Source organism: Staphylococcus sp. HMSC14D10, from assembly GCF_001808125.1.
Classification (GTDB): Bacteria; Bacillota; Bacilli; order Staphylococcales; family Staphylococcaceae; genus Staphylococcus; species Staphylococcus haemolyticus.
In genome coordinates, this window is the sequence record NZ_KV792255.1 from 166445 (window position 1) to 190574 (window position 24130).

At 32.3% G+C, this 24130-nt stretch carries 19 protein-coding genes; 3 read left to right on the forward strand and 16 right to left on the reverse strand.

From position 1 onward, the window contains the following. Positions 1-10 precede the first annotated feature (10 nt). The 9 genes from dhaK to HMPREF3134_RS07570 form a co-directional block, all read right to left on the reverse strand. Positions 11-973: a dihydroxyacetone kinase subunit DhaK gene (gene dhaK / locus HMPREF3134_RS07530; protein WP_070441949.1), complete on the reverse strand. Its 963-nt coding sequence runs from the start codon at positions 971-973 to the stop codon at positions 11-13. Positions 974-1248: 275 nt separating this feature from the next. Beyond that, complete coding sequence (locus HMPREF3134_RS07535; protein ID WP_070441952.1) at positions 1249-2265, reverse strand: FecCD family ABC transporter permease; 1017 nt, start codon at positions 2263-2265, stop codon at positions 1249-1251. After that, positions 2262-3266, reverse strand: coding sequence for a FecCD family ABC transporter permease (locus tag HMPREF3134_RS07540; protein ID WP_070441955.1), 1005 nt, complete (start codon positions 3264-3266; stop codon positions 2262-2264). Before HMPREF3134_RS07540 ends, HMPREF3134_RS07535 begins: the two co-directional genes overlap by 4 nt. A gap of 34 nt (positions 3267-3300) precedes the next feature. Then, on the reverse strand, positions 3301-4098 hold the full coding sequence (locus HMPREF3134_RS07545; protein WP_053017195.1) for an ABC transporter ATP-binding protein: 798 nt from the start codon (positions 4096-4098) through the stop codon (positions 3301-3303). A 207-nt stretch (positions 4099-4305) separates the two neighbouring features. Next, positions 4306-5139: a YitT family protein gene (locus HMPREF3134_RS07550; protein ID WP_070441957.1), complete on the reverse strand. Its 834-nt coding sequence runs from the start codon at positions 5137-5139 to the stop codon at positions 4306-4308. 491 nt (positions 5140-5630) lie between these two features. Continuing rightward, the gene (locus HMPREF3134_RS07555; RefSeq protein ID WP_070441960.1) at positions 5631-6863 is read right to left on the reverse strand and encodes a NupC/NupG family nucleoside CNT transporter; all 1233 of its coding nucleotides are present in this window, start codon (positions 6861-6863) and stop codon (positions 5631-5633) included. A gap of 220 nt (positions 6864-7083) precedes the next feature. After that, on the reverse strand, positions 7084-9252 hold the full coding sequence (locus HMPREF3134_RS11785) for a bifunctional glycosyltransferase/CDP-glycerol:glycerophosphate glycerophosphotransferase (RefSeq protein WP_076742287.1): 2169 nt from the start codon (positions 9250-9252) through the stop codon (positions 7084-7086). Between the two features lie 19 nt (positions 9253-9271). Continuing rightward, positions 9272-10771, reverse strand: a complete 1500-nt coding sequence (locus HMPREF3134_RS07565; RefSeq protein ID WP_070441962.1) for a glycosyltransferase — start codon at positions 10769-10771, stop codon at positions 9272-9274. A gap of 168 nt (positions 10772-10939) precedes the next feature. Continuing rightward, positions 10940-12667, reverse strand: a complete 1728-nt coding sequence (locus HMPREF3134_RS07570; protein ID WP_070441964.1) for an ABC transporter ATP-binding protein — start codon at positions 12665-12667, stop codon at positions 10940-10942. Between the two features lie 140 nt (positions 12668-12807). On the opposite strand from HMPREF3134_RS07570, the gene pbp4 reads away from it, so the two are divergent. Beyond that, positions 12808-14100, forward strand: a complete 1293-nt coding sequence (gene pbp4, locus HMPREF3134_RS07575; RefSeq protein WP_070441967.1) for a penicillin-binding protein PBP4 — start codon at positions 12808-12810, stop codon at positions 14098-14100. A 254-nt stretch (positions 14101-14354) separates the two neighbouring features. On the opposite strand, the gene tagD is transcribed toward pbp4, so the two are convergent. From tagD to HMPREF3134_RS07595, 4 genes are all read right to left on the reverse strand, one after another. Further along, on the reverse strand, positions 14355-14753 hold the full coding sequence (gene tagD, locus HMPREF3134_RS07580; protein ID WP_011276515.1) for a glycerol-3-phosphate cytidylyltransferase: 399 nt from the start codon (positions 14751-14753) through the stop codon (positions 14355-14357). 98 nt (positions 14754-14851) lie between these two features. Then, positions 14852-15916 (reverse strand): glycosyltransferase family 2 protein, encoded by a 1065-nt coding sequence (locus HMPREF3134_RS07585; protein ID WP_070441970.1) that lies wholly within the window; start codon positions 15914-15916, stop codon positions 14852-14854. Then, on the reverse strand, positions 15913-17001 hold the full coding sequence (gene tarB / locus HMPREF3134_RS07590; protein ID WP_070441972.1) for a teichoic acid glycerol-phosphate primase TarB: 1089 nt from the start codon (positions 16999-17001) through the stop codon (positions 15913-15915). The genes HMPREF3134_RS07585 and tarB overlap by 4 nt, the downstream gene beginning before the upstream one ends. A 109-nt stretch (positions 17002-17110) precedes the next feature. Further along, positions 17111-17923: an ABC transporter permease gene (locus tag HMPREF3134_RS07595; protein ID WP_037548273.1), complete on the reverse strand. Its 813-nt coding sequence runs from the start codon at positions 17921-17923 to the stop codon at positions 17111-17113. Between the two features lie 326 nt (positions 17924-18249). On the opposite strand from HMPREF3134_RS07595, the gene tagH reads away from it, so the two are divergent. Continuing rightward, positions 18250-19044: a teichoic acids export ABC transporter ATP-binding subunit TagH gene (gene tagH, locus HMPREF3134_RS07600; protein ID WP_011276519.1), complete on the forward strand. Its 795-nt coding sequence runs from the start codon at positions 18250-18252 to the stop codon at positions 19042-19044. A 96-nt stretch (positions 19045-19140) separates the two neighbouring features. Here tagH and tarA read toward each other — a convergent pair whose 3' ends face one another. Beyond that, positions 19141-19905 (reverse strand): N-acetylglucosaminyldiphosphoundecaprenol N-acetyl-beta-D-mannosaminyltransferase TarA, encoded by a 765-nt coding sequence (gene tarA, locus HMPREF3134_RS07605; protein WP_070441974.1) that lies wholly within the window; start codon positions 19903-19905, stop codon positions 19141-19143. 218 nt (positions 19906-20123) lie between these two features. On the opposite strand from tarA, the gene HMPREF3134_RS07610 reads away from it, so the two are divergent. Beyond that, positions 20124-20867, forward strand: coding sequence for a M50 family metallopeptidase (locus HMPREF3134_RS07610; protein ID WP_070441976.1), 744 nt, complete (start codon positions 20124-20126; stop codon positions 20865-20867). A gap of 70 nt (positions 20868-20937) precedes the next feature. Here the strand turns inward: HMPREF3134_RS07610 and HMPREF3134_RS07615 are convergent, their stop codons facing one another. Both HMPREF3134_RS07615 and HMPREF3134_RS07620 read right to left on the reverse strand, forming a co-directional pair. Further along, a complete protein-coding gene (locus tag HMPREF3134_RS07615) occupies positions 20938-21585 on the reverse strand; it encodes a metal-dependent transcriptional regulator (protein ID WP_053017185.1) in 648 nt (215 codons plus the stop codon). Positions 21586-21757: 172 nt separating this feature from the next. Continuing rightward, positions 21758-23800: a cation:proton antiporter gene (locus HMPREF3134_RS07620; RefSeq protein WP_070441977.1), complete on the reverse strand. Its 2043-nt coding sequence runs from the start codon at positions 23798-23800 to the stop codon at positions 21758-21760. Positions 23801-24130: the final 330 nt, after the last annotated feature.

Consider the following 24130-nt stretch of genomic DNA (forward strand, 5'->3'; position numbering starts at 1 on the left):
AGTTTTCTTTTTAAAAGTAGCGAGACGTAGTAGGTGCTTGTAAAGCTTTGAGTAGTTCTTCATTATTAGGAAGTAGTGTGATTGAAAAACCTTGCATATCTAATGAAGTCATATAGTCACCAACAAACCATTGCGCTACATCTCTATTTTGCTTTTCTAAATAAAGCGAACAATATTTAGTCACAATATTTAACTCTGATAGTGGTGTACCACCCATTCCATTAACTATAACGATTAATGATTGGTCTTGATTTTCTTTAAGTAATCGACTTAATAACCGTTCAACGATACTATCGATTTCTTCATAGTGTATTCGTTCAATTCCTTTTTCCCCATGAATACCTATCCCAATTTCTATATCCTCATCATTAATATCAAATCCATATTGGCCTGTTGTTGGAACCATTGGTGGTGTCAGTGCCATACCAATACTTTTAATTTGTGAAGCTATTGTTTCCGCTTTTTCTTTAATATCCTGTAGAGCTAAACCTTGTTCAGCTAAATAGCCTACATATTTATGAACGCATACTGTGCCTGCAACACCACGTCTTTGCGTTTCTTCAGACACTGATATGTCATCTTTAACGACAACCATCTCTACTTGAATATCTTCCATTTCTGCCATTTCTTGCGCCATTTCAAAGTTCATTACATCGCCAGCATAATTTTTAACAATTAATAAAACACCATCACCAGTATCGACAGCCTTAATTGCTTCTAACACTTTATCAGGTGTTGGTGAAGTAAATACTTCTCCGCAAACCGCCGCATCAAGCATCCCTTGCGCAACATAACCTGCATGAGCCGGTTCATGTCCACTACCGCCACCTGAAACAATCGCTACGCCTTTAGATTTCTTTTTACGTCGCACGACAACAGTTTCTGCAATGATTTCGATATCATTATTTGCTATTTTTAAACCGTCTAGCATATCTTTTAAAAAGTTTTCTTTTTGTTTTATTAGCTTTTTCATATGTAACCTCCTCCTTTGGCCTATCAATTTAATTATAAATCAAGCGCAATGTATGCGCTATCATTTACATATAAATCGACTTTAATAAAAAAGTGGAAATGGAACAGAATTTGTCCTTATCCAAACACAGAGAATTTCAGCGTAAAATTCATTAATAAGGTCTGTCCACTCCCACGAAGATTACTACAATCGTAAAAAGTTTAATATTTAACTAATTAGAAACGATGTCTTAAATATATTTTATCCTTCAGCATCACTATTCAATGCACCAATTTTTAAATACTTTTAGATTTATACATTAAATAAATGAAATAAGGTGCGCCTATAATAGCAACTACAATACCAGCAGGTACCCCTGTCGGTTCAAGAATAACCTTACCAATGGTATCTGATAAAACAAGTAAGAAGGCACCTACAATAATTGAAATTGGTAAAAATAGTTGATGACGCGGTCCAATAATTGATTTTGCAATGTGTGGTCCCATTAAACCAATAAATGTAATAGCACCTGCAACAGCCACGGCAATTGATGATAAAACAACAGCAATAAAGAATAAAACTACACGTTCACGTTCAATCTTAACACCAAGTCCTTTTGCAATATGCTCATGTGTATTAATTAAGTTCAGCACATTAGATTTATATAAAAGAAATGGAATAATAATGATAAGCCATGGAATAGTTGCAATTACAAATGTAAAGTCATCGCCCCAGATATTACCAGCAAACCAAGTAGCAATAAATTCTGACTGATCTTCATTAAATTTAGACATAAGCGTAATAGAACCACCGTATAAGACTGTCTGCATGCCTACACCAATTAGCACCATACTTGAAGGTGTAATGCCATCTCTCTTGTTCACACTAAATAAAAAGATAACAATTGCAGTAGCTACACCACCAATGACACTAATCACTGGTAACACATAAACAAAATTATCAGGGTTAATATGTCCTATTGAAATAAATAGCGCTATGGCGAAACCACCGCCAGCATTAATACCTAAAATACCTGGCTCCGCAATTGGATTCTTAGTGACACTTTGAATAATAGCACCACTTAAACTTAACGCAGCACCTGCTAAAATAGTAATTAACATTCGTGGAAAACGAAATTCCATTAAGATTAATTGATCATAATATTCACCTTGACCTATGAGCGTCTTTAAAAAATGATCAACCGGAATTTTATATTCTCCTGAAGACACACTCCATGTACATGCGACTAATAATAATATTGAGAAAATTACTAAAGTAACGATTTGTTTTCGTCTTAATTTAGGATGAATCATATTGTGCGCCCCCCTCTTTTAACTAAGTATAAGAAATAAGGCACACCGATAAATGAAATAATCGCTCCCACTGGCGCTTCACCTAACATTCGTGCAACAGTATCAGCTAAAATCATAAGTAAACCGCCTGTTAAAGCTGTTAATGGTAATACCTTTGCGTAGTCTGTGCCTACTAAGAATCTGACAATGTGAGGTATCATCAAGCCAACAAAGGCAATTTGTCCTACCATTGAAACGGCTACCCCCGCTAATATCATTGTTAAGAACAAACTTACTCCACGAATCAACGTGATATTTTGTCCCAAGCCTTTAGCAAGTGTCTCTCCTAAATTTAAAATCGTTAATTGTTTACTCATTGTTATGATGATAACAATAGCAATGATAATAACAGGTCCGCTCCACATAAGTTGTTTCCAAGTCGTACCTGAAACACCACCAGCAGTCCAGAAAGTAAGTGTTTGATTCAGCTTAAATGTTAAAGCAATACCTTGACTCAAAGCCGTTAAAAGTGCACTTACAGCAGCACCTGCTAAAATGATTCTCATAGGATTGAAGCCATCACGTCTAGATCGACCTATTGTTAAGACAATAAAGCCACCCAACATCGCACCTAAAAACCCTGCACACATGAGCATTAAGAATGGTGCTACTGGATAAAAAGCAAATGTTAACGCCAATGCAAATGAAGCCCCAGAGTTTAAACCTATTAAACTTGGATCTGCAAGTCCGTTTTTAGTTACACCTTGAATAACAGCACCAGCAACTGATAATGCCATTCCAACTAATACCGCACCTAAATCACGCGGTATACGTATCTCACTAATAATATTATGTTGTTGATTTTTAGGATTATAATGAAAAATAGCATCCATAATAGTTGAAAAACTAATTTTCGCTTCACCTATCAAGATAGATACAAGCAATGCGCCTACTAACAACACAAAGACTAAAATAATATAGCCAATAAAACCTATGTTTACTTTTTTATCTTTCTCCATCATGATAAAAATTCCCTTTTCTTAGTTTATCTATATATTATGAATAATTACGTTCGAATAAGTCATAGGTCACTAACAATGGTTTACCTGTACGAGGGTCCGTACTAAGTACGACATCAATATTAAACACTTTTTCTAGAATATCTTTAGTCAGCACGTCTTCAGTAGCGCCACAAGCAATGATTTCACCTTTCTTCATAGCGATAAGATGATCAGAAAAACGAATAGCCTGGTTGATGTCGTGTAAGACCATTATGATGGTACAACCTTGTTCTTTATTTAATTGTTGAACTAATTCTAAAATTTCTAATTGATGTGAGATATCTAAATATGTTGTGGGTTCGTCTAGGAAAATAATGTCTGTTTTTTGAGCCAATGCCATCGCAATCCAAACTCGTTGACGCTGACCACCACTTAAATCATTAATAGAACGATGTCTAAATTCAGATGTGCCAGTAACATTTAAAGCCCAATCAATCTCTTTTTTATCTTCAGCAGATAGACGGCCGAACCCTTTTTGATGCGGAAAACGACCATAAGATACTAATTCTCCAACTGTAAGACCATCTGCTACTTCTGGTGTTTGTGGTAATATAGCAATTTTTTTAGCAATTTCTTTAGTTGATTGCGTATGAATATTTTCACCATCTAATTGAATTTCGCCATTTTTGATTGTTAATAAGCGTGACAATGCTTTTAATAATGTAGATTTCCCACAACCATTAGGCCCAATGATAGACGTAACCTTGCCATCTGGTATTTCTACATCTAAATTGTTAATAATCGTATGATCCCCATATCCAATTTCCACTTGTTGCGCTTTTAAACGATTCATGTTTCCCCTACTTTCATAATAAATAACTTTATGTACGATTGAGTTTGCCAATTGATAATAATTATCATAGTCAATAGAGGTATTATAACATCTTTGTAAATAACTGACTATTTGTAATCGACAAAACAAAGGTTAGGTATTTCATTAATTGATGTCGTCATATCACCTTCACCAATATATTGAAACACCTAATCTTATTCATTCTCATTATTCATCTGCTAAAAAGCCATTACCATATACATCTCTCACATCATGCACAACTAAAAAGGCTTGATTATCAATCTTTCGTATAATTTTCTTAGCTCGAGACACTTGTGTTTTTGCAACGACAACATATAATACGTCTTTTTCTTCACGACTATAATAGCCTCGACCATCTAATATTGTGAGACCTCGTCCAACTTGTTCATCTATCGCTTTCGCTACTTGGTCAGGATTACTTGAAATAATTGTCATTGCTTTTTTAGTATTTAAACCTTCTATAACATATTCCATAACTTTGGTACCTATATATAATGATATAACTGTTACTAAGGCCATCTGCAATGGTAATACAGTTAATGATATGAGTACTACAATCAAATCAAAAAACAATAACGCATATGCAGTACTTACATCTAAATATTTATTAGCAATTTGTGCTAGTATCGTTGTCCCTGCAGTTGTACCACCAGCTAAAACAATAATACCAATGCCCAACCCAACACAAGAGCCACCAAATATAGAGTTAATAATGATATTTCCAGTTTCAACGTGCCAAGACTCAGTTAAACTTAAAAACACTGAGATAAGTACAGTTGCCACAATAGTTAATAACATACTTTTTTTACTTAAAAATTTATACCCTACAATGATCAGTAGTGCATTTGCTACAAAGTTCGTGATGGCTGGAGAAATGTGAAACGCATAATATAATACAATGGCTATACCTGTTACGCCACCTTCTCCTAAATTACCTGAGATAACGAATGCATTAACTCCAGCTGAAAATATGAAAGAGCCTAGTATAACTAAAAGTAAATCTTTAATATTTTTATTCACATACACCAACCCCTTTTAATGTAATATCATTAAAAAGGTTATCACAATCACTAGTGAAGCTACAATATGCATTTTAGAAATAATCTATATCTAGATTATTTTCAAGGTATATTTCTATTTCATCATGTTTAAGTGAACTAATTTAAAAACAAATATAAATTTTCTGAATTTTTTGTTTACTTTGTCAATTACATTTGCTATAATGTGTATAACTTCTTAATAAGAGAAGTTATCTCCTTTGTGTTGTTTATAGTAACAAAACAAATTTTGCTCGAAGTACTGTGACAGTACCTAGTCCTTACCGTTACAAGTACATTAATATTCATTTCCCATAAAAACCAAGTATATAGAGTGTCTCCTCACCCTACATACTTGGTTTTTATCATGTTAACTAAAATCTACTGAAATAATTCAAAAAAATCGTGGAACGAAATTCAAATTGAATGATGTTCCACGATTCTTTTAAATTGTCAAACATGTTATCTATCTTCTTACCAAGCGAATAATCCGACAAACGCTGCAGTAAGTAATGATACTAATATACCTGCTAATAACATCATTGGTACGTATTTAGATACAAAATCTGATGTTTTTTGATCGACAATCCCTTTTAATGTTCCGACAATCATTCCGATTGTAGAGAAGTTAGCAAATGAAACTAAGAATGTTGAAATAACAGCTCTTCTGTGAGGGCTATATGAATCAACGACTTTACTAATTTCACCCATAACTACAAATTCGTTAGTAACAATCTTCTTAGCCATTTGTTGAGCAACAATCCATGCTTCTCCCCATGGCAAACCAAGTAAAAGTGCAAATGGATACATAAATAATCCTAAAATTTGATTTAAACCGAAACTTCCTTTTACGCCTATCCATCCACCGATTAGACCTGTAATTAAGTTTATAAAGCGATCAATTAAGTCTGCTAAAGCAACAAAACTAATTACAAATGCAATGATGATTAATACTAATTTACCTGCATTAAGTACAGAATCACCTAAAAATGAGAAGAAAGGTTGACGTTCTACCGTTTCATTATTTTTGATGCTATAAATGATGTCTTCTTGTTCTTCAACACTGACCGGATTCAAAATTGAAGATACAATTATTGCATTAATAATATTTAGCGGTATCGCTGTTAATACGAGATCACCCGGTATCATTTGAACGTATGCACCAACAATAGCTCCAGAGATTGAACTCATTGACATCATAGCCACTGTTAATACACGCATTTCATTCATACGTTTCAATTGTTCGTTTGATACAGCTAAAGCTTCAGTATTACCTAAGAACATCATTTCGATGCCAAAGAATGATTCAAATTTAGGCTGACGTGTAATTTTCGCTAGCACCCAACCAATACCACCTATAATTTTAGGTAAAATATTGAAATACATTAATACGTCAAATAATGGTACTACAAGCAGAATTGGGAAGAGTGCGCTAATCGCCATATCCATCTGTTTACCGCTAGTGAAACTGCTGAATGCAAAGCCTGTTCCAGTATGCGCTGATTGAATTACCCATGCAATTGCTGAAGCTAATCCTTCTACAATCGTTCTCCCGATTTGGAAATAGACGAAGAACCATGCTAAAAACAAGTTTAATACTACAAGAATTAAAATAGATTTCCATTGGATGTTTTTGCGATCTCTTGAAAATAAAACTGCAATTCCCAAAAATGCAAGTAACCCAATGATGTTAACCAATAAAAACATAAGGCACCTACCTGATTAATTTTTTATGACATTAATATCATAGCATGTCTATACAACAGAACCGTACTTTGTTCACTAATTAACCCCAAAAGTTCTGTTAATAATATATTTTTAATTATACCATGAGGTAATGTTCGAGAAAATAAAGATTTTTTAATTAGTACAATAGAAAGCACTAGAGTTAAATTTACTGCTCTAGTGCTTTCTACTTTCATTTTAATTATGATTTTTTCTCAATATCTTTATAAATATAATCACCAATATATTGAGATGCTTTTCCATTTTCTATAGAACAAAAATCATTATAAAATGATTCTATCTTATCTTGATATTTCACTTTATGTTGATCAATTTGTTTTAACTCTTCAGCTAATTTAAACTCGTCTGTAATAATTTCACCTGGTAGGTCGTTCATGTAATCCATGTAGAAACCACGAAGTCCTTTATCATATTTTTCGATATCGTATGCAAAGAAAAATTGTGGACGCTTCAAGATACCAAAGTCAAACATAACAGAAGAATAATCAGTAACTAATGCATCAGAAATTAAGTATAATTCCGAAATGTCATTATAATTTGATACATCAATCGCAAAGTCATCATATCCATGTAAATCTAAAGCATTCGCAATTAGATAATGCATTCTTAATAAGATGACATACTCATCTCCTATTTCTTTTTGAAGATTAGCTAAATTAATTTTCAAATCAAATAAGTATTGTCCCTTTTTCACAAACTCATCGTCTCTCCAAGTTGGAGCATACATGATAACTTTCTTATCTGCAGGTAAATTCAAGTCACGCTTAATTTGTTCAATATATTCAGTGTCATTTTGACGGTTAACTAATACATCATTTCTCGGATAACCAATCTCCCAAATACGGTCTTCATCCATCCAAAATGCTGATTTAAAAATATCAGAAGAGTATCTATTTGGTGATACTAAACGATCCCAACGTGATGCTTCAGCATAGAAGTTCTTCTTATAGTTTGCAGTTGTCGTGCCAGGCATTCTAACCACTTTCATATCATTGGCTAAACGTTTTAATGGTGTTCCGTGCCAAGTTTGGATATACATTTGATTCTCTTTTTTATTTAAATATAAAGGTAATCTAGCGTTTGTAACCCAATATTTCGCTTTAGCATAGGCATCATAATAAGCTTGAGATCCTTTTTTCACTTTAGTAGCATTACCTGGAATATTGTTATTTTCTGGTTTTGAAAAGACCCAAATATAATTTAAATGAGGATAATGTTTTTGCATGTATTCATAAATATATTTAGGACTATCGCTATAATTTTTACCACCAAACGCTTCAAATACAATTGTATTCGGGTCAACTAAGTCTTCATTATCACTCAGTTGATATTTTGAACGTTCTTTCATCTTGCTATTTAACACAATATTTTTAACTAAACGTGTTTTATTTCGTAAGTCATTAACATATTTGGCATTTTCAACATCATCCATTGATAAGAATAATATTTCTAAATTGTATAATACTTTCCCATCTTTTAGTATGTTCCATTTTAAAGCTTTAACAATTTTAATAAGCGCATCTTCAAGTGACACATATCGAGATTTTATATCTCTAAGTGCAGGATCAAATCCACTTTTAATTTCATTTTTCATTCGTTGAATGAGGAAATTTTTAATTCGCTTATCATTCGTTCTTTGCATAGCATCAAAGAAACTATTAACATGATCTTCAAATTTATTTGTAAAATCTTGATCACTTAATGTATTACCATAAAATGGATCGTATACCTCACCACGATAATAGAATGGGAAGTTGGTAATTCTAACAAAACGCTCCGCATATTTTAAATACTCAAGCACAAATGACGTATCTGCATAAATATCTAATGATTCATTAAATTGAATCTGATGCGCTTTAATAATGGCATTTTTAAATAAAATATTACATGCTGATTCTTTTCTCAAAATTGCATTTGGACTTTTTTGATGAGAAGCATATTGCAAACGTACTTTATCTTTATCTACATACTGTGGTCGTTGACTTCTAAATTTATGAATTGGTGCAATCAGTGTATCTAAACCATTCACATGTTGAAGATAGTAATCAACAGCATATGAGGCCAATTGATCATCGGCATCTAGGAATAGTACGTATTGACCATGCGCTTGTTTCAAAGCTACATTTCGTGCATGTGCGTGTCCAGTATTCTCTTGCAATTGAATGAAGTGAACGTCTTTATCATATGATTTTAATGCTTCTTGTAAGATTTCTGTTGAGCGATCAGTTGAACCATCATCGACAACAATAATGTCAAAATCTTGATTTCTCTGGCTTTTTAAACTGTGAATACACTCACTAATATAATCTTCATTATTAAAATACGTAATAATAATCGATAATTTATTCAATATATTTCTCTCCAATTTTCTATTTATTCTCCGCATGTGTTACGTCATCGATGAGTGATTGATAATTATTTGATGCTTGTTCTACACTAAATTTTTCACTTAATTTTACATCTTTGAAATGAATATTTCTAGCCATTTCCATTGCATCCGCAAACCCTTCGATGTCATCTTTTTTCACAAGTATACCATTTTCATGATTAGTAATTAACTCACTCGGTCCATAACGTACATTATATGAGATAACAGGGCAACCGCTGTTTATACTTTCCATAATCGATAACCCAAAGCCTTCATACTGACTTGTCAATAGTGAAGCTATCACTTTTGAAAAGACTTCTTTAGGATGATTAGTGTGTCCTTTGAATATTACTTTATCTTCAAGTTGAAGTGTTTTAACCAATTGCTTCAATTTGTTTAAATTACCCTCTTTATCTTTTCCATATACAAGCAACTTAGATGAATAACCTTTTTTCAAATAAATATCAAACGCTTTGATAATATGATCAATTTGTTTTTCTTGAGCCAATCTACCAATAAAGCAAAATTGATCTTCTACATCATCTCGACTATTTGATTGCGCTATGCTAACAAAATGAGGTATGACATCTATTTTATTATCATCTATGCCAAACTGTGATTGAATATCATGTTTTTGATATTCTGTTAAAACTATATATTTATCGATTATTTCTTGTTTATCTAGTGCTAATTTATATGAATGACGAACTTTATTCCCTTGTAAATGATTGCTATGAAACATTAATATGCGCTTAATGTCATTTTCACAATCAATCAATGGTCTGTCGAGTAAGCGTGCATCATTAAATACAACACTTCCATTAGGTAAAACATGGTTATAATAATAAGTAAATAACGCTTTTTCATTATTAAAGGTGCGCGTCTCACCGTGCATTGATAGATGTTGAATATCAATCAATTTGTTCTTTTCATCGTTCGTAAAATGTTTCTTTAAGTACACGTTACCCTTTTTATCATAATATTCTTCCATTGTTTTGATTGCCGTTACATCATCAAAGTAATCAATTTTATGTAATCTGCCATTTAGCGTGAATGCCTTACGTTTAGATACCTTTTGTGAATTAGGATTGATTGTATCTTCAAACTTCATAATCTGTCTATTCGCATAATATTTGCGAAATAACACATAAACATTATCTTTATAGTATTTAACGTTATCGCCTTCTTGAATGGCCTCTAACCCACGTATTTTAACTTTAGTTTGAATTGGTAACTTTCTAAATAATCTGGGTTCAACTGGTTCCTCTAATAAATTATAATTCGCAAGCCAATCGTATATGTTGTCTAATTTTGTATTCTCAGTTATTAATTCTTTATTCCTAAAAATTCGATATACATTTTTATAATTAGCGTTATAATTCGTCGTTAGAATTGTAGAAGTTTCTCCCAATTGAGTTTCTAAAAACTTTACTCTATGTAACAAAGATTTTGTTCTTCCACCATGTGTAGGAGGTAAAGTGGAAGTTATTGTATATAACATAATTATGCTCCCATCTTAAGTTTTAAAGTGTGAGACTGTATACTCACATACGTCATTTAATTATTGATGATTATTTCACAGTTAACTACATAAGACAAAACATATCCTTCATTTTTCTTATTAAAAAAGTAGTTGGAACTAACATAAGTCCCAACTACCTAATATTCATTACTCGGTTAAATTTTGAGTAGTAACAAACTGATGGTATTTTTCGTGATTTCTCATTAATTCAGCATGTGTACCTTCACCTGTTACCTTACCTTGATCTAGGAATATGATTTGGCCTGCTTTTTTTATAGTTGAGAGACGATGTGCAATAACAATAGTAGTTCTTCCTTCCATAAGAATTTCTAATGCCTCTTGGATTTTTTGTTCGCTCTCACTATCTAAATTTGCGGTAGCTTCATCTAATAATAAAATATCAGGATTTTTCACAAAACTGCGTGCAATATCGATACGTTGTCTTTGACCGCCAGATAACTTCAGACCACGTTCACCTACTAACGTGTCATAGCCATCATCAAACTGCATAATAAAGTCGTGACAATTCGCTAACTTAGCATACTTAACCAATTCTTCATCCAACACTTCACGGTTTATACCATATAAAATATTGTCACGTATCGTACCACTCATCATAGAATTCGATTGCATTACATAACCAATCTTGTTTCGCCAATTTGTAATTGGAACATCATAAATACTTTGCGTTCCATATTTAATATCTCCAGATTCAATGTCATACATACGTTCAATCAAATTAAAAATTGTACTTTTTCCTGAACCCGACGGACCAACAAATGCGCTCACCTCTCCTTGAGGTATACGGAAAGATACGTTACTAAGAATCGTTTTAATATCATATTTAAAATCAACATTTTCAAATGACAATTCACCATCGTTAATTGAGATATCTTCTATAGGTTGTAAATCTTCCATTGGTTCAATAGGTTCTTGCATGATTTCAAAGATTCTACTACTTGCACCAACTGCTTTTTTATAATCTGTAACTAAGGTTGAAAGATTCATTAATGGCATCGATAACTGCATCACATAAAAAATCATCGCAATTAACGCACCAGCTGTTATCGCACCTGTAGCTATCCTTATCGCACCGAAACCTAATATAACTGCGATCATTAATAACATAATCACACTTGAAATAGGTTGAATGACAGCTGTAATTTTTGCTTGTCGCAGACCTAAATTATAAATCTCACGTAAATTACTGTGCGCGTTGTTTAATTCTTGTCTTTCTGTATTCGATACTTTTACTAAACGCATTTCAGTTAACACACGACCTAGCAAACCACTAAAGTTAGCAATTTCAGTTTGTGTGTTCATTGATATCTTTTGCATTTTGCGACCTAATGGAATCATTATTGCCATAAATATCGGAATTGCAATAAATGTTAATAATGTCATTTGCCAGTCCATAATAAACAACATAACTATGGATCCAATGAGTGTAATTACTGCGGGAAGTAATTGTGGCAATTTCTGTGAAATAAATTCATTTATAACCTTAGTATCGTCTGTCAAACGACTCATTAACTGCCCACTTTCATTCTTATCGAAAAAAGGCATTTTTAATTTAATGATATGTTCCCAAAGTATTGATCGAATATCGTAAATCATTTTTTCACCAATTTTACTTAGTAGATAAATACCAATACCACTTAGTAGTGCATTAGCTATAAATATTCCTGCAAATAAAAGAACGATATTCCAGTTGATACTACTTGTTGAGAATTTATCAACTAATCGTCCAGTAAATAGAGGAATTAACAGACCACTAATACTCCCTAGCGAAGAAATAATGATTGCCGCAATAATCAGTCCATATGGCCACGACAATCGTTTAAATAAGAAAAATAACGGATTTTGACCTTTCATAAATTAGCCCTCTTTTTATATTCATTTTAAAAATTTAATTATATTATTTTCCAAGTATAAAGCTTTAACAAATAAATTCATATAAACAAGTTTATATGATAAAATATTTTAGTTGAAATTTTGAAAAAGGAAAGATAAGAATGAAACGAAGCTTAATAATTACCTTTGCTCTACTTTTAACCATTGTTATTATAGCACCTAACTCCTACGCTTCCGAATATGAACCAACACCTACTGAAATTGCTAGACAATATGGTTACCCGAATGTAACAGATGCCTATCAACCTGAAGGTAGCATAAATGTAAGTCAAACCGGGCAAATTTTGTACGACTATCAATCTAACCAAAAATGGTACCCCGCTTCAATGACGAAGCTAATGACAATGTATCTTACACTTGAAGCTGTGAATAAAGGAGAGCTTTCTTTAAATGACAAAGTACATATTACGGACAAGCATTATCGCATGTCAACTTTACCAGAATTAAGTAATACGAAATTATATGCTGGTGAAACATATACAATTAGCGAGCTACTCCAAATTACAGTTTCTAACTCAAGTAACGCTGCAGCTTTAATTTTAGCTGATGAGGTTTCGGGAAATGTGAATAATTTTACTGATTTAATGAATAAGAAAGCTAAAGCATTAAGCATGTCAAACACACATTTCGTAAACCCAACAGGTGCTGAAAACAAGCAATTAAAAGAATTTGCGCCATCAAAATATAAAAACCAAGACAATACTACTTCCACTGCGAAAGATTTTGCAATTTTAGATCACCATGTCATCAAAGAGACTCCTAAGATATTACATTTCACTAAACAACTTGCTCCTACACAACACGGTGTCACATATTATACATTCAATCATTCATTAGAAGGAGCCAAAATGAGTTTGCCGGGTACAGATGGTTTAAAGACTGGCTCAAGTGATGTTGCAGATTATAATCATACGATTACAACTAAACGTAACAACTTCCGCATTAACCAAGTTATTATGGGAGCAGGAGATTACGTGAATTTAGGTGGAGAAAAGCAACGTAATATGATGGGAAATGCCATGATGAACCGTTCTTTCGATCAATACAGTTATAAAAAGGTACTTTCAAAAGGCACACATAAAATCAATGGCAAAAAGTACTATGTCAAAGACACCTTATATGATGTAGTACCTGAAGGTATGAATAAAAAAGATTATAAATTTATCGTTAAAGATGGTTCAATTCATCTTGACTACAATCGTCAATTTCTTACAAAAGATGATGGACCTCCAAAAGTTGAAGTAACGAAACCTCTATTGCACAAAGCAAATACCATTGCTCAAACGACGTGGAAAGAGCATCCAGTGGTTACCTTTGTCGCATTAGCATTATTAGCAATTGCAATTATACTTATTGTACGTTCAATTATTCATTTATTATTTAAACGTAAATAAAGTGATTGATAACTCTTTGACTATATAGTAACAATATCTTTTACTTTCAGTATTAATATAAAGAACCTAAGTGCTATATCACTTAGGTAAGAAATTCTAAAATGTAAAACAATTAAGAATCACTTTAAAGAACTGCTATAGAGACGTCACCTCAGGAACGCGAAGCAACTTAAGTTAAACAAAGAAGCCAGCAAATGAATTCAAAAAGTTCATTTGCTGGCTCTTTTAATAGGATTAAGACCTTATATTTTTAATTATTTAGCGTCTTTGCCATATAATTCTTGTTTAATCTTAGTTGTTGAAATACCTTCAGTACGTTTTAAGTATACGACTTCACATTTATCTTTTAAGAAGTCGAATTCACCTTCCCAGTCATGTCCCATTACAAAGACATCTACTTCAAAGCGATCCACGTCGATTTCTTTTTGACCCCAATCATTCTCAGGAATAACTAAATCAACATAACGAATTGATTCTAACATCATTTTACGTTGTTCATAATCATAATATGACTTTTTATTCTTAATTTGATTGAATTCATCTGAAGATAAAGCAACTATTAAATAATCGCCCATTTCACGCGCTCTTCTTAGTAATTCAATATGACCATAGTGTAATAAGTCATAAGTACCATAAGTAATAACTCTTCTCATAAACGCTATCTCCTTAACATAGTTTTTAACATTTTTTCATAATCTTAATTTAGCATAAATAAAATTTACATACCATTAATTTTATAAGTTATACTACACTATCTCTTTAAAGTACGCTTAACTAACTGTTTACTGCTAAAGGCAAATTTTTTAGGCATAACTTGTGCTTGAAAACGAAAATATCCTGGTCTTCCAATACCAACATCGATAAGCGTTTGACGCCACTTCTCGTAAGTGTCACGTGTCCAATTTGTTGCACCTTGTTCAACTGCTTGAATGATTCTAAATAGCGCATCGCCAGAGTAGTTCGTATGTTGCATATCTTTAATGTAATGTGTGACCTTATCAATAAATTCAGGTGTAACTTTACTGTATTTTAATAAGTAAGCTTGGATAAGATAACTAACAATTAAATCATCCATTCGATAACTATAGTATGCTTTCTCATTTGTTAAAAGTAGCATCTCCATGACGCGCTGACGTACTCTTCGAGCATCTTCAATATAAGATATAAATGTATCAGCTCGTTTATCTGTGATTGAACCTTCTTGCTCATTATAGCCATATATAATGAGTGGTAGTAATTGGATATCACGTGCTGTTAAATAAGCTCGTGTGACAAAGGTATGCTCTTCACAAAATACAACGTCTTCATCAAAACGTAATGCACTAAATTTAGAATTAAATAATTTTCCACCAGGCCCAATAGATTGCAAAATTTCAGGCGCTTGAGCTAAAGATACTAGTGATTCACGATTCATTTCTTCATGTGTCGATACAATTTTCCAATCTCCTTGGACACCTCTACCAATTTGACCAATGACGATATCAACCTCTTGATTACGTTCATAGTAATCTATCATCTTATCTAGTCTTCCCGGTAAAAATTGATCATCTGCATCTAAAAACATAAATGCTTCAACATCATCAGACATTGCAGCTAATCCAAAATTTCTACTTGCAGCTGCACCTTGATTATCTTGATTGTAAATCATAATATTTTTAACTTCTTTTTGTAATTGAGTGAGCTCATGTCTCGAATGGTCTGTAGAACCATCATTCACACAAATGATTTCAGCCTCATGTGTTGTATCGATAGATTTGATTGCTCTACGTATTGTCTTTTCTGCATTATATACAGGTATTATGATAGCTATTTTCATCTTTTCACCATCTTTTCAATAAATTCTGTAACGCGTCGAACACTATCTTCACGATTATACTTATGCCAATTTTTAAATAAAGGTTTGAACAAGGCAATATCATTTCTAATTTTTAAAATTAATTCTTCTTCAGTTGTTACCTTATATTGTTGTGGAATTGCTTTATAAAATTGGTTTAACCCACGAATTTTATCATATTTATGCTCGTCGTACACATAAAATAATGTTGGTTTGTCTAATAAACTCGCCTCAATAGGTAATGAACTATAATCACTAATAATCACATCCGCCATAATCATCAATTCTTGTGTTGTGGCTATAGATTGACTTTTTGAAATAGATGGATGTAATTGATTAATCAATGTGTACTCGGGTAGCACTTCTTCAAAGCGAGCAACATCTATTTGTCTATTGTTTTCAGAACCTTCACGATAAGTAGGAACATAGACCACCAATTTTTTATGAATATTATAATGCTTTTTCAAACGTTCTTGCTCGGCCTTAAGATTGAATTTTAAATATTTTGATAGACGTGGTAAACCGATTGGCAATAATTGTTCTTCAGTAGCTTCAAATGACTCTTTAAAACATGTTCCCATCTCTTTACCACCAATAAGATAATAATCAGTCGCTTGATACACGCGTTGATATTGTCTAACCATGGTTACATTAGTCAAATCAACTTGATGATCAGTCAGCCCAAAATTTTTCAGTGCGCCAGATGCATGCCACGTTTGAATAATCGTTTGTGTCTTCTTCTTAGTATAACCACCTAGCATTAAATAATACGTATCGATTAAAATGACTTTCGAACTACTTAATGCTTTTATATGTTTGACGATATATTTGTTTCCTGCTGGTATGAAAGTAATGTTGTTAAGATGTTTCAGCCTATATTGCTCTTCAAATTTTGCAATTACAGTTATTTTGTAACCTTTATTGTCTAATTCGTTAATAATCGGCATGACATCTTCAGGAAATGTCATGAGTACCGTAATTTGCTTTTTATCAACTTGTCTCCTTTTGTAAATAAAATTCAATAATGTAATCATCAACATATATACTTTTTTAATAATTAGTCGCATACATTTACCCCTTATATTTTCATTATAAAAATTATAAATCAAAAATTGTCATTATGCTGTATACACAAAATCCTTGATAAACGCATCAACATTTATCAAGGACTTTAAATTATAAGAAATCTGCGAAATGATCGCGATATCTTCGATGTAAAATTGAACCTAGAACAAAGAATATTAAAATAACTATCACGTTATAAATTAATAATTTCCAATGTTCTATAAAGTACCATTCGTGGAATAAAATCGCTGCACGATATGATTCAGCTAAGAAATAAACTGGATTAAATTTAATAATTTCACCAATTGTTCCACCAATACCTGAATCTTTAGGTACCCATAGAATTGGAGACATATAGAATAAAATTCTTAGCAAAGCCTGCATGATCATTTGTGTATCCCGTACAATAATGCCGAGTGTCGACGTAAATAATGCAACAGATGCTGTAAAGAAAAATGTCATTGGTACATAAATTAATAATTGTACAATATGAATTGAAGGGAAAATACCATTAACGATACAAATTCCTATAATAATTAACAATAAACCTATATGACCATAAAAACGACTGGTTACAGTGTAAGTTGGTATGATAGAAAGTGGGAAATTCATCTTCGCCACTTGATTAAACTTCATAGATACTGATTTAGTACCTTCAAGAATACCTTGGTTTACGAAGAACCACATACTAATCCCTACAAGTAGCCAATAAATAAAAGGTATCCCATGAATAGGTTGGTTACTTCTAATCCCCATACCAAATACAAACCAGTAAACCATGATTTGTAATGCTGGATTCAGTAATTCCCATGCTACACCAAGATAGTTATTCGTATTTGTTATTTTAATTTGAAATTGTGCAAGTCTTTGCACTAAGTAAAAATTCTTGATATGTTCTTTAAAAACAGATCCTACTGCCGACATTGAAATTAACCACGCTTTCAATTAAATATCCACAATGTATTTACATTTTTTATTTAAAATTAGGATAACTATATTATATATAACGTTTTCTCAAAAGTTTAATATAATTATTACGTACATACAGTATTATTTTATATTGTAGAGAAGATTACTAGAAAATAAGAACCATAACTATGGACTTAATTTTCCAAAAAAAGTAAAATCTACTTATTGTTTACAAAAAGTTATTCAAAATCTCTTATACACTTTACACTAGGTTAATAAATTTAACAACTATTGTATGATGTATTATAATCTATATAAGTATTTATAAGGAAGGAAATATCATGAGCGTATCTGTAAATATAAATAATGTGACAAAAGAATATCGCATTTATCGTAATAATAAAGAACGCATTAAAGATGCCTTAATCCCTAAAAATAAAAACAATACATTTTTCGCTTTAGATGATGTCTCTATAACAGCTCACGAAGGTGATGTCATAGGTTTAGTCGGCATTAACGGCTCAGGTAAATCTACATTAAGTAATATGATTGGTGGTTCTATTTCCCCAACTTCTGGAAATATTGAACGTAATGGTGAAGTCAGTGTCATCGCAATCAATGCAGGTCTGAATGGTCGTTTAACTGGTGTAGAAAATATCGAATTTAAAATGTTATGCATGGGATTCAAAAGAAAAGAAATCAAGCAACTTATGCCTCAAGTTATAGAATTTAGTGAACTCGGCGAGTTTATCCATCAACCTGTTAAAAATTATTCAAGTGGTATGCGTGCTAAATTAGGATTCTCGATTAATGTTACAATTAATCCTGATATCTTAGTCATTGACGAAGCATTATCTGTTGGTGACCAAACTTTCACTCAAAAATGCTTAGACAAAATTTATGAGTTCAAAGAAGCGAATAAAACGATTTTCTTCGTTAGTCATAATATTCGCCAAGTCCGTGAATTTTGTACTAAAATTGCCTGGATTGAAGGCGGAAAGCTCAAAGAATACGGAGATTTAGAAGAGGTTCTTCCTAAATATGAGCAATTCTTAAAGGACTTTAAGAAAAAATCAAAAGCTGATCAAAAAGCATTTCGCAAAGGTTTAGATGAAAAACGCTTTATTGTTAAATAGCGATAATTAAAACAAAAAATTTTAAAGGCGGATTCAGTCCTCTCGACTTGAATCCGCCTTCTTCATATTTAAAATAATTAGTATCAGATTAGCTACTTATTTTTGCTTTTTCATTTTTCGTTGTACTTTAAAAACTTTAAACATAAACTTAGGAATGCTACGCATACGTCCAATACGTTTCCAATCGATTAATAAACGATATACCCATTCGATATTTAATTTAATAAATAGTTTAGGGGCGCGTTTTTTTGTGCCACTATATATTTCAAATGAGCCGCCCACACCCATCATTACAGTTCTTTTAAAGGTGTGTCGATGTTTTTGAATCCACTCTTCTTGTTTAGGGAAACCCATTCCTACAAATATATAATCAGGATTAAAACGTTTTATGCGCTTGATTACCGTCTCATCATTTAAATCTATATAACCATGATGGTAATCGAATTGCGCCTGAGGGTATTTGTGTTGTAAATTTTTATGTGCTAGTGTGACTACTTCATTTTTGGCACCAAGTAAATATACTTTTTGATAATTTGTATGGGCAATCTTTAAACAATGTTCCATTAATTCAATGCCCGGCACACGTCGTTTCAACGGTGTTCCCAAACGATTTGATGCTTTAATAACACCTGTGCCATCCGGGACAACAAAATCCGCACTATTAATTAACTGTTTATAAGTACTATGCTCTGACGCATAATCAACGATTTCTGGATTAGCTGTCACGATAAACAAATTATCCTCAGTCTCTTGTGTGAAAAATGTTTTGACATGTTCAATCATATCTAACATGGTTACATTATTAAATTGAACACCTAAAATATCCACTTTAGTCGCTGTTGTCTCTTTTTGATCATGCATTTAAGTAATCTCCTTACTGTCTAAACAATTTTCATATGCATATATTATATGAAAATAGAATCATAATAAATAACTATGTAGCTGTCTACATATATTTTCAAATGATTTATCTTCTTTTTTTAGTTCTCTCATTAAAAGATACATCTAAAGTCTAAACGCTAAATCATCAAATTTACTTTATAATAAATACTATAATCTTACACTCGACGAGGTCAACTATGGTCTATTTAGAAAACTTTTTTACTACAACTATTAATTTAAATATATATTTAATCTGTATTATAGCAATTATCTATATTATGATTCATCAAAATAGACATCGTCAATTCAATCAATATTTAGATGTTTATTTAAACTATATTCCTGTACTTACACATGAATTCGGTCATGTATTATTCAATAAAATCAGTGGTGGACGCGCAAAAGATTTAGTCATCATCACACGGCCTTCGGAACGACTTCAAACGATGCAACAAGGCTATGCCATTACCCAATCCAAGGGGCTCATTGGACAATTCATTACTACTCTAGGTGGCTATATTATGCCTCCATTAATGCTTTTAATTGGTCTAAGTGCTGCGTATTATGGTCACCCTAGTTTGTTCTTAAGCGCTTATATCATCATTTTCATTTATTTTTTAATGCTTACATCACGCAAACTATCACCTATCATTGTACTAATTATATTTATTGCACTTCTATACTTCTTAGTACAACATGATAATCAATTATTATTTTATTATCTAGTCACATTTATTTATCACCTTATACTAGGTGTCTTATTAGGTGAAGTTTTACAATCAAGTTGGACGATATTCAAACTGACTTTTCAGCGACCAATTCCAAGTTGGGATGGACGCACATTGACAGAACTTACACGCATACCAACTTTCTTATTCAGTACATTATGGATAGCGATTAACATATTATCGATATACTTAATGCTTATCTTTACAATTTAATAAATTCATTCAAAAAATCTCCAATAAAAAGGTATTATTGAACCTTTTATTGGAGATTTTATTATCTGATTTAAACATGCTCTGCGAAAATATTCATTGCATTATCATAACTTAGTATCGTTACAATATCATTTCGTTTCACAATCATTACTTTATTTGTTTCATCTTTAGTTACGATCTCAACATCATTTCCAATTGAAATATTTTTGCTAGAAAGGTATACCAGAAGTTCGGTCTTATCACGCACCCGCTTAATCGTCACTTTATCACCAGGTTCAAATTCTAATAAAGATACCGTGAATTTCTCTTCAAAATGCTGGTTTCTAGGGATAATACCACCGTGTGGACATGTTTCAGGATAATCAAGTATCTTATCCAAGCGTTCTACAAATAAATCTGAAATGCGATGTTCCAAGATTTCCGCTTCTTGATGGACTTCTTCCCAATTATATTGTAAAACTTCTATTAAAAATAACTCCAACAGGCGGTGACGCTTAATGATATCCAACGTATGTTTCAAGCCCTCATCTGAGAGTTTCACACCTTTATAGTGTTTCGTTTCAACATAACCAGCCTTTTCCAAGCGTCCAACCATTTCACTAACTGAAGGAGGTTTTATATTTAAGTACTGAGATAACTTTTTATTTGAGACAAAGGATGTATCCCCATCATTGGCTAATATTGCTTTTAGATAATCCTCTTTTTCTTCAGTTAACATCATTTCACCTCACCCATACATTCACTTTATTGTATCATGAATTGATAACGAATGTTATTCACCTTATTTAAACAAACCGTACCTTAATAAAAAAAGTGAGGCTAGGATAGAATTCCATTTGAATTCATTATCCCGACCACACTCTATTATATCTTCAATCATATTTATTAAGTTAGTCAGTTAAGCTATCAACGATAACCATTTCATCATAGTTTATCGCTTCTCTTAATTTCAATGCCGTACTTTCAGTAATCTCTCCATCGTCAGTTAAATTAGATAAAACACGGCGTTGTTCTCTTAAAGCATTTAATTTTATCTTCGTAATTGAATCTTCGGCACGCGTATTAAAGAAATTAGATGGCGATAAGTTATCTATTCTCATAAGATAACCGTCACAAATCATACCAACTTCTAATTTGTTATCTTCATTCGCTTCATCTACAAGACGACTCACAACATTATAATGAACAATCTTATTGATTTTAGAAAGTTCCATTAAGTTATCAGTAACACTTAATGATGATGCCGCATTGGTACGTGTACGTATACGACGTTTTAATAGTACAGCTCTCGCACCAACAATCATACGACGTATCAATGACGCTTGACGATACACTTGTGTACGTTCTGCATAACGCATGTAGTTTTCTAATACACTCGCAGTTATTTCACCATCATCGGCAAGTCGTTCTAACGTTTTCGTTTCAACCTTAAAAGCTAAACTCTGTAATCTTTCGAGTTCTTTTGAGTTCTCATCATCCTTTTCAACAGATTTCAAGAACGTTAATTTATCGTGATATTCTTTAATAACATTACCATAACGATAACTTGTTTCAAATGATGAATGATGATTCAAATAATCTATGACATGTTCAAGAATATATATTCTAGCTTCTTTAAAATTCATACTTCCAATCTTAGCCTTAGGTGCACTAGATGTTACAAACGGCAATACAACTTGTGCAATCACAAGACTTATAATAACCATACCTGATGAAATAAATAGTAAATCATTACGATATGTAAACGCATGATGATCTGCTAAAAAGTATGGTAATGTTAATGCGATTGCTAACGAAATAGTTCCGTGCACGCCACATAGTGTCATGATAAGCGCATACATGCTTCGTTTAGGTGGCTTCTCTTTCTTCTTGTCTTCTCCTTCTTCATTCATTAATTTTTGGAAAGGACTGACAGATAAATAGAATAGAGGATAGAGCACATACACCCATATGAATCTAAATAAGTATACCGCTAACGCAACGAGTGCTGTTATCACAACTAAGAACAATAAATTGTGTGGTTCAGTCTTTACAATATTTCCAATTACTTCTGGAACTAAAAATCCTAATATTGAAAAAACAAAACCATTCAATGCATATCCTAGAATGTTCCAAGTGTGATTGTAACTCATTTGAAGTCGAGTACGTGTTTGAGCGATACGATCACGTTCAAAACCATGTACTAAACCTGCTACAACGGCAGCAATAATACCTGACGCATGAAACATTTCAGCAACAAGATAGGTAACAAATGGCGTTAATAGTTGTAAAAAAGTAAACATATTAATGTTTTCTATGCCACGTCTTGTAAGTGTTAAACGGAATCTAACAAGCGCAATACCAATAAGTAAACCAATAATCGCACCACCGATTGACGCGATTAGAAATTGTTGCACCGCTTCAAATAATGAGAATGAACCAGTAATTAAAACACCTACCGCTATTTTGAATGAGATGATACCTGCTGCATCATTAAGTAACGATTCACCTTCAAGGATAGTCATAGCACCTTTAGGTAAAACCTTACCTTTTGTAATAGCTTGCACTGCCACAGCATCAGTTGGACATAATATTGCGGCTACGGCAAAAGCTGCACCAATAGGAAGTGTCGGCCAAATCCAATGAATAAATAGACCTACACCAATAACAGTTGTAATAACGAGTCCTAAAGCCATTAACATCACTGGTTTAATATAACGACGTAAATGAGCTCTCGAAACGTTAACACCTTCCACAAAAAGTAACGGTGCAATCGTTGCTACCATAAAGAGTTCTGAATCGAAGTTAAATTCTACAGGTACTGGCGTTAAAAAGAGGAGCATTCCTAAAGCAATTTGAATGAATGCCAGAGGCACTTTGGGTAAAAAAGTATGAACAAAGGAGCTTACAATAACTACTGCTAGAAATATGAGAATCGTTTCAAATATTTCCAAACTTCCACCCCATTTTATACTTCATATTTAATTGGAGAAATAAGACTTGCCTAATATAAAAATAAGTTTTATGTCTATTTATATCCTGATAAAATACATCTTAAACTCACAATCGGTTAATTATAATTTTACCATTAAAGTTACAATGAATTAACTAACTTGCATTCATTTCTAATCTATTTTAATTAAATTGAAGACACTATAATTCACTTCTAAACCATACATACATTTTTCATTCCCTATTACAATAAAATTCAGTAATAGAAGTCATTTATTATGAATAAATTTAAATTAGTTCTTCTTATATGGTCTTTTGTACTAATGATTGCA